Origin of the sequence: Acidovorax sp. (genome assembly GCF_047607405.1) — a bacterium.
Taxonomy (GTDB): domain Bacteria; phylum Pseudomonadota; class Gammaproteobacteria; order Burkholderiales; family Burkholderiaceae_C; genus Acidovorax.
Map to the genome: position 1 here is coordinate 1 of NZ_JASGDA010000101.1, position 14305 is coordinate 14305.

Consider the following 14305-nt stretch of genomic DNA (forward strand, 5'->3'; position numbering starts at 1 on the left):
CTGGCGCGCGCGCGCCGGGGTGGCGGCCACGCCGCCCGCGCCGAGGCTGGCGCGGCGCACCACGTCGCCGTCGATGTCGAGGTGGATGGCCAGGCACACGGCGGAGATGTCGTCGTCGAAGCGCTTGGAGATTTTGTAAGCGCGCAGCACCTCCGTGACCCCCGGGCGCGGCACGACGATGCGCACCAGCAGTTCATCTGGCGCCATCACGTTCTGGCGGTAGCCGGTGTACAGGTCTTCCAGCGCCAGCGTGCGCTCGCCGCGCGCGTGGCTGGCCAGCACCACCTGGGCGCGCAGGGCGATCAGGAGCGGCATGGAGTCGCCGATGGGCGAGCCGTTGGCCACGTTGCCGCCCAGCGTGCCCGAGTTGCGCACCGGCAGGCCCGCGAAGCGCGTGGAGAAGGTGTGCAACTGCGGCCACTGGCGCACGAGCGCGGCAAACGCATCGGTCAGCGACACGGCGGCGCCGATGGCGATGTGGTGCGCGTCTTCATGGATCTGCCGCAGCTCGGCGGCGCGGGTCACGTCCAGGATTTGCGCGTACTGCTTGTGCAGCTTGGTCACCCACAGGCCCACGTCGGTGCAGCCCGCCACGACCTGCGCGCCCGGGTGCGCGGCGCGGGCGGCGAGCAGGGCGGGCAGGGTGGTGGGGGAGATATAAGCCAAATCGGCCTCTGGCGCTTGCTGGTCAAGCGCGAGCAGCTCCAGTTTTTGTAGCAATTCAGCCTCGTTGACGGCCATGGCGGGCAGGGCGGCCATGTGCTGCGCGGCGTCCAGGATGGGGCGGTAGCCGGTGCAGCGACACAGGTTGCCCGAGAGTTCTTCCTGCGCCAACTGGCGGGTGATGCGTTCGCCCTTGCAGACATGGTTCTGGTACATGCCGAACAGGCTCATCACGAAGCCCGGCGTGCAAAAGCCGCACTGCGAGCCATGGCACTGCACCATGGCCTCCTGCGCCGGGTGCAGGGCGGGGGCGGTGTTTGCGGCGGGCTGGATCAGCGGGTCGTGCGCCAGGTCTTCCACCGTCCACAGCGCCATGCCGTCCACCGAATGCGCCAGGCGTATGCAGCTGTTGACGGCGCTGTAGTGCAGCCTGCCGCCGCGCGCCTCGCCCAGCACCACGGTACACGCGCCGCAGTCGCCTTCGCCGCAGCCTTCCTTGGTGCCGGTGCAGCCCAGGTCCTCGCGCAGCACCTCCAGCAGCGTGCGGTCGGGTGGTACATTGGTCAGCGCCATGGGCTGGCCACGGCGGATGAATCTGAGGGGGCGGGTGGTCATGGCATCTGAGGGTAGGGCGCCCGGCGGCGCCCGGCATAAGCACAAGCTTATGACATCAATGCACGCACCGCTATGAGAGACCATGCCCTTTTCGACAAGATAGACCTCCATCTCATAAGGGTCTTGCACACCGTGCTCACTGAACGCAGCGTATCGAGGGCCGCCGTCCGCCTGGGCATGCACCAGCCTGCGGTGTCGGCTGCGCTCAAGCGGCTGCGCGAGCTGTCGGGCGACCCGCTGCTGGTGCGGTCGGGCGCGGGCATGATGCCCACCGACGCCGCGCTGCGCATGGTGGAGCCCGCAGGGGCCATCCTGCGCGCGGCAGAGGCGCTGTTCTCCGACGCGCGGGGGTTCGACCCGCGCACGTCCACCCGCACCTTCCGCGTGGCGGCCAGCGACTACCTGGACCCGCTGTTTCTGCCCCAGCTCGTGGCCCGCATCAAGGCCGAGGCGCCGCTGTGCGCCATCGAGATACTGCCCCTGTCGGCCGACGCGCACTACCACGCGCACCTGGCGCAGGGCGAGGTGGACGTGGTGATCGGCAACTGGCCCGAGCCGCCCGGCGACCTGCACATGGGCCGCCTGTTCGGCGACGAGGTGGTGTGCCTGGTCAGCCGGGACCACCCCGCCGTGCGGCGCGGCTGGGACGCCGAGCACTGGCTGGCCGCCGAGCACATCGCCCCCACGCCCACGCACCCCGGCGCGCGCGGCGTGATCGACGACCACCTGAGCGCCCAGGGCCTGGTGCGCAACATCACGGCGCGTTGCGCGCACTTCGGCCTGATACCGAGCATCGTGGCATCGAGCTTGCTTGTGCTGACCACGGGCCGCCAGTACTGCGAGCGCTACGCGGCGCAGCTCCCGCTGGCGATCCTGCCGTGCCCCGTGCCGTTCCCGCGCCTGATGTACTACCAGCTCTGGCACGCGCGCACGCACCATTCGGCGGCGGCGGCGTGGCTGCGCGAGTGCGTGAAGGCCACGGCATCTTCGCTACGAAAAGAATAGCTGCTTGTGCAAGTCAGATAAGCGCTGGAAGGTGTTTTCATTCATAAAATAGAGCCACTGCAGAGAGGCGAACCCGCATGAATCCACCCTCACCATCGTCCACCGCGCCGCCGCCCCGGCTGCAGCTTGCGGGCATCACCAAGCGCTACCCCGCCGTGGTGGCCAACAGCGGCGTCTCGCTGACCGTGCAGCCCGGCGAGATCCATGCCGTGCTGGGCGAGAACGGCGCGGGCAAGTCCACGCTGATGAAGATCATCTACGGCTCGGTCAAGCCCGACGAGGGCAGCGTGTTCTTCAACGGCCAGGCCGTGCAGGTGCGCAACCCGCAGGAGGCGCGGCACCTGGGCATCGCCATGGTGTTCCAGCACTTCAGCCTGTTCGACACACTGACGGTGGCCGAGAACGTGTGGCTGGGGCTGGACAAGAGCCTGTCGCTGGCAGAGGTCACGCAGCGCATCACCGCCAAGGCGGCGGAATATGGCCTCGACATCGACCCGCTGCGCCCGGTACACACGCTCTCCGTGGGCGAGATGCAGCGCGTGGAGATCATCCGCGCCCTGCTCACCGCGCCGAAGCTGCTGATACTGGACGAACCCACCTCGGTGCTCACCCCCCAGGCGGTCGAAAAGCTTTTCGTGGTGCTGCGCCAGCTCGCCAGCGAGGGCTGCAGCATCCTCTACATCAGCCACAAGCTGCACGAAATCCGCGCGCTGTGCAACGCCTGCACGGTGCTGCGGGCTGGCCGGGTGACGGGCGTGTGCAACCCGGCCGAGGAGTCCAACGCCTCCCTGTCGCGCCTGATGATCGGCGCCGAGCCGCCTGAGCTGACGCACCGCACCGTGCAGACCGGCGCCACCGTGCTGCGCGTGCAGGGCCTGTCGCTGCCGCGCGCCGACCAGTTCGGGGTGGACCTGATCGACGTGGGCTTCGAGGTGAACGCGGGCGAGGTGGTGGGCATCGCGGGCGTGTCGGGCAACGGGCAGAAGGAGCTGCTCTACGCCCTGTCGGGCGAGGACACGCGCGCCGAGCCCGCGAGCATCCAGGTGGCAGGACAGAACGCAGGCCGCATGGGCCCTGTGCGCCGCCGCGCCCTGGGCCTGCACTTCGTGCCCGAGGAGCGCCTGGGCCGGGGCGCCGTGCCCACCATGGGCCTGGCGCACAACCTGCTGCTCACGCGCACCAACGCCGTGTCGGGCGGCGGCTGGATCAGGCTGGGCGCGCTGCAACGGCAGGCGCAGGACATCATCGCCCGCTTCAACGTGAAGGCGGGCGGGCCGAACGCGGCGGCCAGGTCGCTGTCGGGCGGCAACCTGCAGAAGTTCATCGTGGGGCGCGAGATCGACGCGAACCCCAAGCTGCTCATCGTCTCCCAGCCTACCTGGGGCGTGGACGTGGGCGCGGCGGCGCAGATACGCGGCGCCATCCTGCAGCTGCGCGACGCGGGCTGCGCCGTGCTGGTGGTCAGCGAGGAGCTGGACGAGTTGTTCGAGATCTGCGACCGCCTGCACGTGGTCGCCAAGGGCCGCCTGTCGCCCTCGGTGGCGCGCGCCGATGCCACGGTGGAGCGCATCGGCGAATGGATGAGCGGCCTGTGGCATGCCGACGTGCAGGCGCATCTGGCGACGACGGAGGAGGCCGCCCATGCTTAAGCTGGAACCGCGCCCGCAGGCTTCGCGCCTGTGGACGTATGGATCGCCCGTGCTGGCGCTGGCCGTCACGGTGCTGATCGGCGTGGCCCTGTTCGCCGCGCTGGGCAAGGACCCGGTGCGCGGGCTGCAGGTGTTCTTCTGGGAGCCGATCAAGTCGCAATACGCCGTGGGCGAGCTGATGGTCAAGGCCACGCCGCTCTTGCTCATCGCGCTGGGGCTGGCCGTGTGCTTTCGCTCCAACGTGTGGAACATCGGCGCCGAGGGGCAGTTCGTCATCGGTGCCGTGGCGGCAGGCGGCGTGGCGCTGCTGGCCGACAAGACCACGGGGCCGTGGATCGTGCCCGCCATCCTGCTCGCGGGCGTGCTGGGCGGCATGGCGTGGGCGGGGCTGACGGCGCTGCTGCGCGACCGGTTCAACGCCAACGAGATTCTGGTCAGCCTGATGCTCGTCTATGTGGGCACGCTGGTGCTGGGCTACCTGGTCTATGGGCCGTGGAAGGACCCCATGGGCTACAACTTCCCGCAGACCAAGACGTTCGAGAAGGTCACGCAGATACCGCGCCTGATGCAGGGCTCGCGCGTGTCCATCGGCCTCTTGCTGGCGCTGGCCGGGGCGGGGGCGCTGTGGGTGTTCCTGTTCCGCACGCGGGCGGGCTTTGCGCAGCAGGTGGGCGGGCTGGCGCCCGCCGCCGCGCGCTACGCGGGCTTTTCGTCACGCCGGGCGCTGTGGGTGGCGCTGCTGGTGTCGGGCGGCGCGGCGGGCCTGGCGGGGGCGCTGGAGGTGGCGGGGCCCATCGGCCAGCTCACGCCCTACGTGCCTGCGGGCTACGGCTTCGCGGCCATCATCGTCGCCTTCGTGGGGCGGCTGCACCCGGTGGGCATGATCCTGTCGGCCATCCTCATGAGCATGTTCTACATCGGCGGCGAACTGGCGCAGTCGCGCCTGGGGCTGCCCAAGTCGCTCACGGGCGTGTTCCAGGGCCTGCTGCTGTTCACGCTGCTGGCCTGCGACACATTGATTGCCTACAGGATTCGCTGGGCGAAGGGGGTGAAGTGATGGACTCGTATGCGCTCCTCATCGGCTCGACCCTCAGCGCGGGCACGGTGCTCGCCATCGCGGCGCTGGGCCTGCTCATCAACGAGAAGGCGGGCATCGTCAACCTGGGGGCCGAGGGCATGATGCTCAGCGCCGCCATTGCTGGTTTTGCCACGGTGGTCCACACGGGCAACACCTGGCTGGGCTTTGCGGCGGGCATGGCGGCGGGGGCCGTGCTGGCGGCCCTCTTTGGCGTGCTGGTGATCTGGCTCAACACCAACCAGTACGCCACGGGGCTGGCGCTCAGCCTGTTCGGCGCGGGCTTCTCGGCCTTCGCGGGCATCGGCTACGTGCAGGCCAAGCTGCCCGAATCGCCCAAGTACCCTGTGCCGGTGCTGGGCGACCTGCCGCTGGTCGGCCCGGCGCTGTTCCAGCAGCACCCGCTGGTCTATCTGGCCATGCTGCTCGCGGCGGCGCTGGTGTGGTTTCTGTACCGCTCGCGCGCCGGGCTGGTGCTGCGCTCGGTGGGCGAGTCGCCCGAGTCGGCCCACGCCCTGGGCTACCCCGTGCGCCGCATCCGCCTGATGGCCGTGGTGGCGGGCGGCGCGCTGTGCGGGCTGGCAGGCGCCTACATCTCCACCGTCTATACCCCCCTGTGGGTGGAGGGCATGGTGGCCGGGCGCGGCTGGATCGCGCTGGCGCTCACCACCTTTGCCACCTGGCGCCCGGCGCGGGTGCTGCTGGGCGCCTACCTGTTCGGCGGCGTGACCATGCTGCAGTTCCACCTGCAGGCCACGGGCGTGCAGGTCGCCAGCCAGATGCTGAGCATGCTGCCCTACCTGGCCACCATCGTGGTGCTGGCGCTGATCTCGCGCAACCCGGTGTGGATCCGCGTGAACATGCCCGCCTCGCTGGGCAAGCCGTTCCATCCGGGCTCGTAAGTTACATAATTGCCGTTTCGTTTCAACCACCTCTCCCTCAACAGAAGGAACCAACATGACTGATCTGCAGAAACGCTCGTTGCTCAAGGTCGCTGCCCTGTCCGCAGTGGCCGCCGCCGCCCTGGCGGGCTGCGGCAAGAAGGAAGAGCCGGCACCGGCGCCCGCGCCTGCGCCCGCTCCGGCGGCCGAAGCCCCCGCACCCAAGCCCGAGCCTCTGAAGATCGCCTTCGCCTACGTCGGCCCCGTGGGCGACGGCGGCTGGAGCTTCGCGCACGACAACGGTCGCAAGGCCGTCGAGGCGGAGTTCGGCGACAAGGTGGTGACCAGCTTCGTCGAGAGCGTGCCGGAGTCCGCCGACGCCGAGCGCGTGCTGCGCGACATGGCCACGCAGGGCAACAAGCTGATCTTCGGCACCACCTTCGGCTACATGGAGTCCATCCAGAAGATCGCCCCCGACTTCAAGGACGTGAAGTTCGAGCACGCCACCGGCTACAAGCAGGGCGAGAACATCCGCACCTACGACAGCCGCACCTACGAAGGCGCCTACATGGCGGGCGTGATCGCGGGCGCCATGACCAAGACCAACACGCTGGGCGTGGTGGGCTCGGTGCCGATCCCCGAGGTGATCCGCAACATCAACAGCTTCACCCTGGGCGCGCAAAGCGTGAACCCCAAGATCAAGACCAAGGTCGTGTGGGTGAACGAATGGTTCAGCCCGCCCAAGGAGACCGAGGCCGCCACCAGTCTGATCAACGGCGGCGCCGACGTGCTGTTCCAGAACACCGACTCGCCCGCCGTGCTCAAGACGGCGCAAGAAAAGGGCAAGCGCGCCTTCGGCTGGGACAGCGACATGACCGCCTACGGCCCCAAGGCCCACCTGGCATCGTCCATCATCAACTGGGGCCCGTACTACATCAAGGCCACCAAGGAAGCGCTGGACGGCACCTGGAAGGGCGGCGAGGCATCGTGGTGGGGTGTGAAGGAGGGCGTGATCGACATCGTCTCCATCGCCGAGGACGTGCCCGCCGAAACCAAGGCCAAGGTCGAGACCGTGAAGGCGGGCCTCAAGGACGGCAGCTACGTCATCTGGAAGGGCCCGATCGTGGACAACACCGGCAAGACCGTGGTCGAAAAAGACACCGTGGCCGACGACAAGTTCCTGTCGGGCATCAACTTCTACGTCAAGGGCGTGGAAGGCAAGGTGCCGGGCGGCGACAAGAAGTAAGCCGCGCCCAGCGCGGTGCCACACAAGGGCTGCCTTCGGGCAGCCCTTTTTCGTTCATCATGTAGCCACTGCACAGAAGAAGGAGCTTCCACGATGTTCAAGGTCCCCCCTGTTCCTGCCGAGCGCCTGCCGCGACTGCTGCGCGCCATGCCCAAAGCCGAGCTGCACATCCACATCGAAGGCTCGCTGGAGCCCGAGATGATCTTCGCCCTGGCCCAGCGCAACGGCGTCGCCATACCGTACGCCAGCGTCGAGGAGCTGCGCCGCGCCTACGCCTTCACCAACCTGCAGAGCTTTCTGGACATCTACTACGCGGGCGCCAGCGTGCTGATCCAGGAGCAGGACTTCTACGACATGGCCTGGGCCTACCTGCAGCGCGCCGCTGCCGACAAGGTGCTGCGCGCCGAAATCTTCTTCGACCCCCAGACCCACACCGAGCGCGGCGTCGCCATGGAAACCGTCATCCACGGCCTGCACCGCGCCTGCGAAGACGCGCGCGGCCAGTTCGGCATCGACGCCGCGCTCATCCTGTGCTTTCTGCGGCACCTGAGCGAGGAATCCGCCTTCGAGACGCTGGAGCAGGCCCAGCCTTACCTTGGCAAGATCATCGGCGTGGGCCTGGACAGCAGCGAGCTTGGCCACCCGCCCGAAAAGTTCGCCCGCGTCTTCGCCCGCTGCCGCGCACAGGGCCTGCACGTGGTCGCCCACGCAGGCGAGGAAGGCCCGCCCGCCTACATCTGGAGCGCGCTCGACGTGCTCAAGGCCGAGCGCATCGACCACGGCGTGCAGGCCGTCCACGACAAGGCGCTGATGCAGCGCCTGGCGCACGACCGCATCCCGCTCACCGTGTGCCCGCTGTCCAACCAGAAGCTGTGCGTCTTCCCCCACCTGGCCGACCACAACCTGGGCCGGTTGCTCGACGCGGGCCTGGCCGCCACGGTCAATTCGGACGACCCGGCCTACTTCGGCGGCTACATCAACGAGAACTTCACCCAGGTCTTCGCCGCCACCGGCCTCACGGCCAGGCACGCCTACCAGCTCGCCCACAACAGCTTCGAGGCCAGCTTCGCCCCCGAGAGCAGCAAGCGCGCGTGGGAGCACCAGCTCAAGGAAGCGTTCGACCGCTTCGTCGAACACGATTACTAGTCAAAATGGCTTCCAGCGCTTACGCATCAAGCACTGGTAGCTATCAAAACAGGATTTATTGGCGCTGCACCAGCGTCAGCATTTCGAAGGAGGTGACGTTGCGCTCCTGCCTGCTGAATTCCACGCCGATCAAATGTACCGGCCCGTCGGCCCGGTACTTGTCGGCATACCCCTTGTACTGCAGTTGCTGCAGGGCGCGGCCCTCGGGCAGCAGTTCCACCACCTTGAACTCGAATAACCAAGTCTGCCCGTGGGCGCGCACCGCCATGTCGATGCGCCCCTGATTGGTGGCGTCTTCCAGCCGCATGTCCAGCCCCAGCGCGGCGAAGTAGCTGTAGAACACGCTGGCCCAATAGCCCTCGTACTGCGCGATGGGGTTGTTGCGGTGCCAGTCGTGCGGAATGCTGGCGAAAAAAGCGTGGAACAGCTCTTGCAGGCCCGCGAGGTCGTTGGCCTGCAGCAGCTTGCGCAGTCGGCTCACATTGCGCGACGACTTCATGAGGTCGCCGCACAGCGCACCCAGCAGGCTCTGGTTCAGGCTGGTCTTTACCTCGCGGTTGGGGTAGCGCAGCGCCAGGTCCATACCCCCCATGTATGTCTCGGCGCTGGCGACGGTCAGGTAGCCCGCCTGGAACATCAGCGCCTCGGTGGGAATGGTGTCCACGTCGAAGGTGGACAGCAGCGTCTCTGGGGCCTGCACCGTTTCCAGGTCGGGCGTGAACTGCTGGCGCTCGGTGAGCAGCTTGACCAGGAAGGTGGGCGTGCCGGTTTCAAACCACCAGGGGCGGAACTGCCGCTCCTGGAACAGCAGCAGCAGATCGAACGGGTTGTAAACCGGCTCGCCCAGCCAGTTGTAGCCGTTGTACCAGCGACGGATTTCGTCCCTGTCCAGCCCTTGCAGCTCGGGCGCGAACACCGTGTCCACGTCGCCATCGGTGTAGCCGCAGATGGCGCTGAACTCTGGCGTGAGGGTGATGTCGCGCAGGTTGTTCAACCCCGAGAACAGGCTGACCTTGCTGAACTTGGAGACGCCAGTGAGAAAGGCGAAGCGGATGAACTCGTCGCTGTCCTTGATGACGCTGTAGAAGTCCTTCAGCCCTTCGCGAATTTCGGTGGCCTTCTCGCGGTCTTCGATGCGGTCGAGGATGGGCTTGTCGTATTCGTCCACCAGTACCACCACGCGCTGCCCGGTTTTTTCGGCCAGGCGGCGGATCAGGTCGGCAAACCGGCTGCGCGCGTCGGGAAACTGCGCTGCCAGTCCATGATCTTGCTCATACCGGGTCAGTTGCGCATGCAGGCTGGCCTGCAAGTCCGCCGCCGAGCCCAGCACCCCGCCGCCAAAGCTGAAGCGCAGCACGGGGTATCTGACCGACCAGTCCCAATGCTTTTCGGCGTGCAGGCCCTTGAACAGCGCTTCGTTGCCCTCGAACAGTTCCTTGAGCGTATCGAGGAACAGGCTCTTGCCGAAGCGGCGCGGGCGCGACAGGAAGAAATGCGTGCCTTGCCCGATCAACTGCAGCGCCAGCGGCGTCTTGTCCACGTAGTAGTGGTCATCGCCTTCGCGGATTTTGGCGAAGGTCTGGATGCCGATGGGGAGCCTCTTGCGCGTCATGGGGGCATTGTAGGCTGGCAATTAAAAATAGCCTCCATCGCTTACTCAGTATGCTCTGACAGCTATCAATAATAGAGCAATTCGGCACCGAAAACAGCGTTGCCGCCGGCGTGCCTTGGAATGCGCCTACTCCGCTCCGCCCCCGCATAGCCTCTATCGCGCCGCGCATATGGCGCCCGGGGCGCATGCGGCTAAGCTCCCGCACCATGACGACCATGCAGATCTACCGCTCCGCCCTTTTGCGCTTTGCCGATGACGGCACGGCCTTGTACGACGAGGACGGCCTGCTGGCCGTGGGCCCCGATGCCGCAGGCCGCCAGCGCGTGCAGGCGGCGGGCGCGTGGCAGGCGCTGGCGGGCCGGTACGCGGGCCAGCCGGTCACACACCTGCCGGGGCGCATCATCGCGCCGGGCTTCGTGGACATGCACATCCACTACCCGCAGACGGACGTGATCGGCTCGCCCGCCGACGGCCTGCTGCCCTGGCTGGAGAACTACACCTTCCCGCACGAATCACGCTTCGTCGCGCAGGACTATGCCGAGCAGGTGGCCCGCTTCTTCATCGGCGAGCTGCTGCGCAACGGCGTGACGACGGCGCTGGCGTTTGCCACCTCGCACCCGGCGTCGGTGCATGCGCTGTTCACCGAGGCGCAGCGCCAGCACCTGCGCCTGATCACCGGCAAGGTGCTGCAAGACCGCCACTCGCCCGATGGCGTGCGCGACGAGACGCAGCAGAGCCTGATCGACACCGAGGCGCTGATCCAGCGCTGGCACGGCGTGGACCGGCTGGGCTACGCCATCACGCCGCGCTTTGCGCCCACCAGCACGCCGCAGCAGCTGCGCGGCGCGGGCGAGCTGGCGGCGCGCTACCCCGACGTGTGGATTCAATCGCACGTGGCCGAGAACCTGGACGAAGTGCGCTGGGCGCGCGAGCTGTTCCCGGCCTCGCGCAGCTACCTGTCCATCTACGACGACTTCGGCCTGATGCGCGAGCGCGCGGTGTACGCGCACTGCATCCATTTCGACGACGACGACCGGGCGCTGATGCGCGACACCGGCACGGCGGCGGCGGTGAGCCCCACGAGCAACCTGTTCCTGGGCAGCGGCTTCTTCGACTACGCGGGCGCCGACCGCGTGGGCTTTCGCTACGGGCTGGCGAGCGACGTGGGCGGGGGCACCAGCTTCAGCCCGTTCCACACCATGATGGCCGCCTACTACGTGGGGCGCACCACCGTCGAAGGTTTGCAGACCAAGCCGGGCCTGTCGCTCACGCCGGGCCAGTTGTGGTGGCAGCACACGGCGGGCGCGGCGCGCGCGCTGGGGCTCGGCGGCGTGGTGGGCAACCTGCAGCCGGGCTGCGAGGCCGACTTCGTGGTGCTGAATCCCGGCGCCACGCCGCTGCTGGCGCGCAAGACGGCCCAGGCCCACAGCTTGGACGAGCTGCTGTTCGCGCTGATCGTGCTGGGGGACGACCGGCTGGTGGAGCAGACGGTGATTTCTCAAGCAAAATAGGCCCCTGGCGCTTGATGGGCAAGCGCTACCAGCTACAAATAAGTGAGCTAACGAGCATGACCATCAAGAGCGACAAATGGATCCGCCGCATGGCCGAGCAGCACGGCATGATCGAGCCCTTCGAGCCCGGCCAGGTGCGCGAGGCCGAGGGCCGCAAGATCATCAGCTACGGCACCAGCAGCTACGGCTACGACATCCGCTGCGCGCCCGAATTCAAGGTCTTCACCAACATCCACAGCACCGTGGTGGACCCGAAGAACTTCGACGAGAAGAGCTTCGTGGACTTCCACGGCGACTCCTGCATCATCCCGCCCAACAGCTTCGCGCTGGCGCGCACGGTCGAATACTTCCGCATCCCGCGCAACGTGCTCACCATCTGCCTGGGCAAAAGCACCTACGCGCGCTGCGGCATCATCGTCAACGTCACGCCGTTCGAGCCCGAGTGGGAGGGCTACGTGACGCTCGAATTCAGCAACACCACGCCGCTGCCCGCGCGCATCTACGCGGGCGAGGGCTGCGCGCAGGTGCTGTTCTTCGAGAGCGACGAGGTCTGCGACGTGAGCTACCGCGACCGCGGCGGCAAGTACCAGGGCCAGGTGGGCGTGACGCTGCCCAAGGCTTGATCCGGCGGGCGCGTAACATCGCGGCTGGGCCTTCCTCGTCGGGAAGGTGGTGGAGATACGGTATGAAATGGGAAGGCAATCGTGAGTCCGACAACGTGGAAGACCGCCGCAGCAGCGGTGGTGGCGGCGGCATCGTCGGCGGGCGCGGCATCGGCATCGGCACCGTGGTGGTCGCGCTCATCGGCTGGGGCGTGTTCGGCATCAACCCGCTGACCACCATCGGCCTGCTGGCGGGCAGTGACGGCGGCGCGCCGCAGGTGCAGCAGGGCCCGGCGCAGAAGCCGCCGCAGGGCGACCGGCAGGCGGCCTTCGTCTCCACCGTGCTGGCGTCCACCGAGGACGTGTGGGCGCAGGTCTTTCAAGGCGGCGGTGCGCAGTACCGGGCTCCGAAGCTGGTGCTGTTTCGCGGCGCCACGCCCACGGCGTGCGGCACGGGCCAGAGCGCCATGGGGCCGTTCTACTGCCCGGGCGACCAGAAGGTCTATCTGGACATGGACTTTTTCGACACCATGAGCCGCCAGCTCGGCGCGCCCGGCGAGTTCGCCCGCGCCTACGTCATCGCGCACGAGGTGGGCCACCACGTGCAGACGCTGCTGGGCACCACGGGCAAGGTGGACGGCATGCGCGGGCGCATCAGCCAGCGCGAGCAGAACCAGCTCTCGGTGCGGCTGGAGCTGCAGGCCGACTGCTACGCGGGCATCTGGGCGCACTATTCGCAGCAGGCCAAGAACTGGCTGGAGCAGGGCGACATCGAGTCCGCCATCAACGCGGCCGAGCAGATCGGCGACGACAAGCTGCAGCGCCAGCAGACCGGCACCGTGCGGCCCGACGCCTTCACCCACGGCAGCAGCGCGCAGCGCGTGCGCTGGTTCACGCAGGGCTACAAGACGGGCAGCGTGCAGGGCTGCGACACGTTCTCGACCAACGCGATTTAGTGGCAAACAGGCCGCTGGCGCTTTCTGAGCAAGCGCCAGCAGCTATCAAAAAAGAAGCGGCTGCCCCCGGATTAGGGGCTTTCCCGGCCCGGTGCGACAATACCGGGTTGATGACACAACCCTACTCCACCCTTGCGCTGGCCGAACCGCTGCAGCGCGCCGTAGCCGAAATGGGCTACGAGAACATGACGCCGATCCAGGCGCAGGCCATTCCCGTGGTGCTGACCGGCCAGGACGTGATGGGCGCCGCCCAGACGGGCACCGGCAAGACGGCGGCCTTCTCGCTGCCGCTGCTGCAGCGCCTGCTCCAGCACGAAAACAGCTCCACCTCGCCCGCGCGCCACCCCGTGCGCGCCCTGGTGCTGCTGCCCACGCGCGAGCTGGCCGACCAGGTGGCGCAGCAGATCGCGCTGTACGCCAAATACACCAAGCTGCGCAGCACCGTGGTCTTCGGCGGCATCGACATGAAGCCGCAGACGCTGGAGCTGAAGAAGGGCGTCGAGGTGCTCGTCGCCACGCCGGGCCGCCTGCTGGACCACATCGAGGCCAAGAACGCCGTGCTCAACCAGGTGGAATACGTGGTGCTCGACGAGGCCGACCGCATGCTGGACATCGGCTTTCTGCCCGACCTGCAGCGCATCCTGAGTTACCTGCCCAAGCAGCGCACCACGCTCTTGTTCAGCGCCACCTTCTCGCCCGAGATCAAGCGGCTGGCGGGCAGCTACCTGCAAAACCCCGTCACCATCGAGGTCGCCCGCCCGAACGAAACGGCCTCCACCGTGGAGCAGCGCTTCTACGCTGCCAGCGACGACGACAAGCGCCGCGCCCTGCACCATGTTCTGCGCACGCGCGGCGTCAAGCAGGCGTTCGTGTTCGTCAACAGCAAGCTCGGCTGCGCGCGTCTGGCGCGCAACCTGGAGCGCGACGGCCTCAAGACTGCCGCGCTGCACGGCGACAAGAGCCAGGACGAGCGCCTGAAGGCGCTCGAAGCCTTCAAGAAGGGCGAAGTGGACCTGCTGGTCTGCACCGACGTGGCCGCGCGCGGGCTGGACATCAAGGACGTGCCCGCAGTGTTCAACTTCGACGTGCCCTTCAACGCCGAGGACTACGTACACCGCATCGGCCGTACGGGCCGCGCCGGGGCGTCGGGCCTGGCCGTCACGCTGGTGTCGGGCAGCGATGCGCGGCTGGTGGCCGACATCGAGAAGCTCATCAAGAAGAAGATCGAGGTCGAGGCCGTGGAGTACGCGGACGAGCGCCCCCGCCGCGAAGGCGGCCGCCTCAGCGACGGCCCCCGCGCCCGGCGCGATGCGGACGAGGGCAGCGCCCGCGAGCGCCGCGAGC

The 14305-nt window shown here is 67.8% G+C and carries 12 protein-coding genes; 10 read left to right on the forward strand and 2 right to left on the reverse strand.

Translation table 11 applies throughout. The annotated features are described in order from the left end of the window. Positions 1-1278, reverse strand: a 1278-nt coding sequence (xdhA, locus tag QM569_RS12090; RefSeq protein ID WP_414987485.1) for a xanthine dehydrogenase small subunit, incomplete at its 3' end; no start/stop codon positions are given. Positions 1279-1350: 72 nt separating this feature from the next. On the opposite strand from xdhA, the gene QM569_RS12095 reads away from it, so the two are divergent. The 6 genes from QM569_RS12095 to QM569_RS12120 all read left to right on the forward strand — a co-directional run bounded on the left by QM569_RS12095 (position 1351) and on the right by QM569_RS12120 (position 8280). Further along, on the forward strand, positions 1351-2283 hold the full coding sequence (locus QM569_RS12095) for a LysR family transcriptional regulator (protein ID WP_414987486.1): 933 nt from the start codon (positions 1351-1353) through the stop codon (positions 2281-2283). A 77-nt stretch (positions 2284-2360) separates the two neighbouring features. After that, positions 2361-3932 carry an ABC transporter ATP-binding protein gene (locus QM569_RS12100; protein ID WP_414987487.1) on the forward strand — a complete coding sequence of 524 codons (1572 nt, stop codon included), beginning with the start codon at positions 2361-2363 and terminating at the stop codon, positions 3930-3932. Beyond that, positions 3925-4989: an ABC transporter permease gene (locus QM569_RS12105; RefSeq protein WP_414987488.1), complete on the forward strand. Its 1065-nt coding sequence runs from the start codon at positions 3925-3927 to the stop codon at positions 4987-4989. Before QM569_RS12100 ends, QM569_RS12105 begins: the two co-directional genes overlap by 8 nt. Next, a complete protein-coding gene (locus QM569_RS12110) occupies positions 4989-5909 on the forward strand; it encodes an ABC transporter permease (protein ID WP_414987489.1) in 921 nt (306 codons plus the stop codon). The genes QM569_RS12105 and QM569_RS12110 overlap by 1 nt, the downstream gene beginning before the upstream one ends. 55 nt (positions 5910-5964) lie before the next feature. Continuing rightward, on the forward strand, positions 5965-7134 hold the full coding sequence (locus QM569_RS12115) for a BMP family ABC transporter substrate-binding protein (protein ID WP_414987490.1): 1170 nt from the start codon (positions 5965-5967) through the stop codon (positions 7132-7134). Between the two features lie 93 nt (positions 7135-7227). Beyond that, a complete protein-coding gene (locus tag QM569_RS12120) occupies positions 7228-8280 on the forward strand; it encodes an adenosine deaminase (RefSeq protein ID WP_414987491.1) in 1053 nt (350 codons plus the stop codon). Positions 8281-8335: 55 nt separating this feature from the next. On the opposite strand, the gene QM569_RS12125 is transcribed toward QM569_RS12120, so the two are convergent. Further along, positions 8336-9892, reverse strand: coding sequence for an AAA family ATPase (locus QM569_RS12125; RefSeq protein WP_414987492.1), 1557 nt, complete (start codon positions 9890-9892; stop codon positions 8336-8338). 215 nt (positions 9893-10107) lie between these two features. Here QM569_RS12125 and guaD point away from each other — a divergent pair, with 215 nt between their 5' ends. The 4 genes from guaD to QM569_RS12145 all read left to right on the forward strand — a co-directional run. Continuing rightward, entirely contained in the window at positions 10108-11403 is a 1296-nt protein-coding gene (gene guaD, locus QM569_RS12130; protein ID WP_414987496.1) for a guanine deaminase, read from the forward strand. Between the two features lie 56 nt (positions 11404-11459). Next, entirely contained in the window at positions 11460-12026 is a 567-nt protein-coding gene (gene dcd / locus QM569_RS12135; protein ID WP_414987493.1) for a dCTP deaminase, read from the forward strand. Between the two features lie 62 nt (positions 12027-12088). Further along, positions 12089-12961, forward strand: a complete 873-nt coding sequence (locus QM569_RS12140; RefSeq protein ID WP_414987494.1) for a neutral zinc metallopeptidase — start codon at positions 12089-12091, stop codon at positions 12959-12961. 110 nt (positions 12962-13071) lie between these two features. Further along, positions 13072-14305 (forward strand): DEAD/DEAH box helicase (locus QM569_RS12145; RefSeq protein WP_414987495.1); only part of this gene is annotated, 1234 nt, incomplete at its 3' end.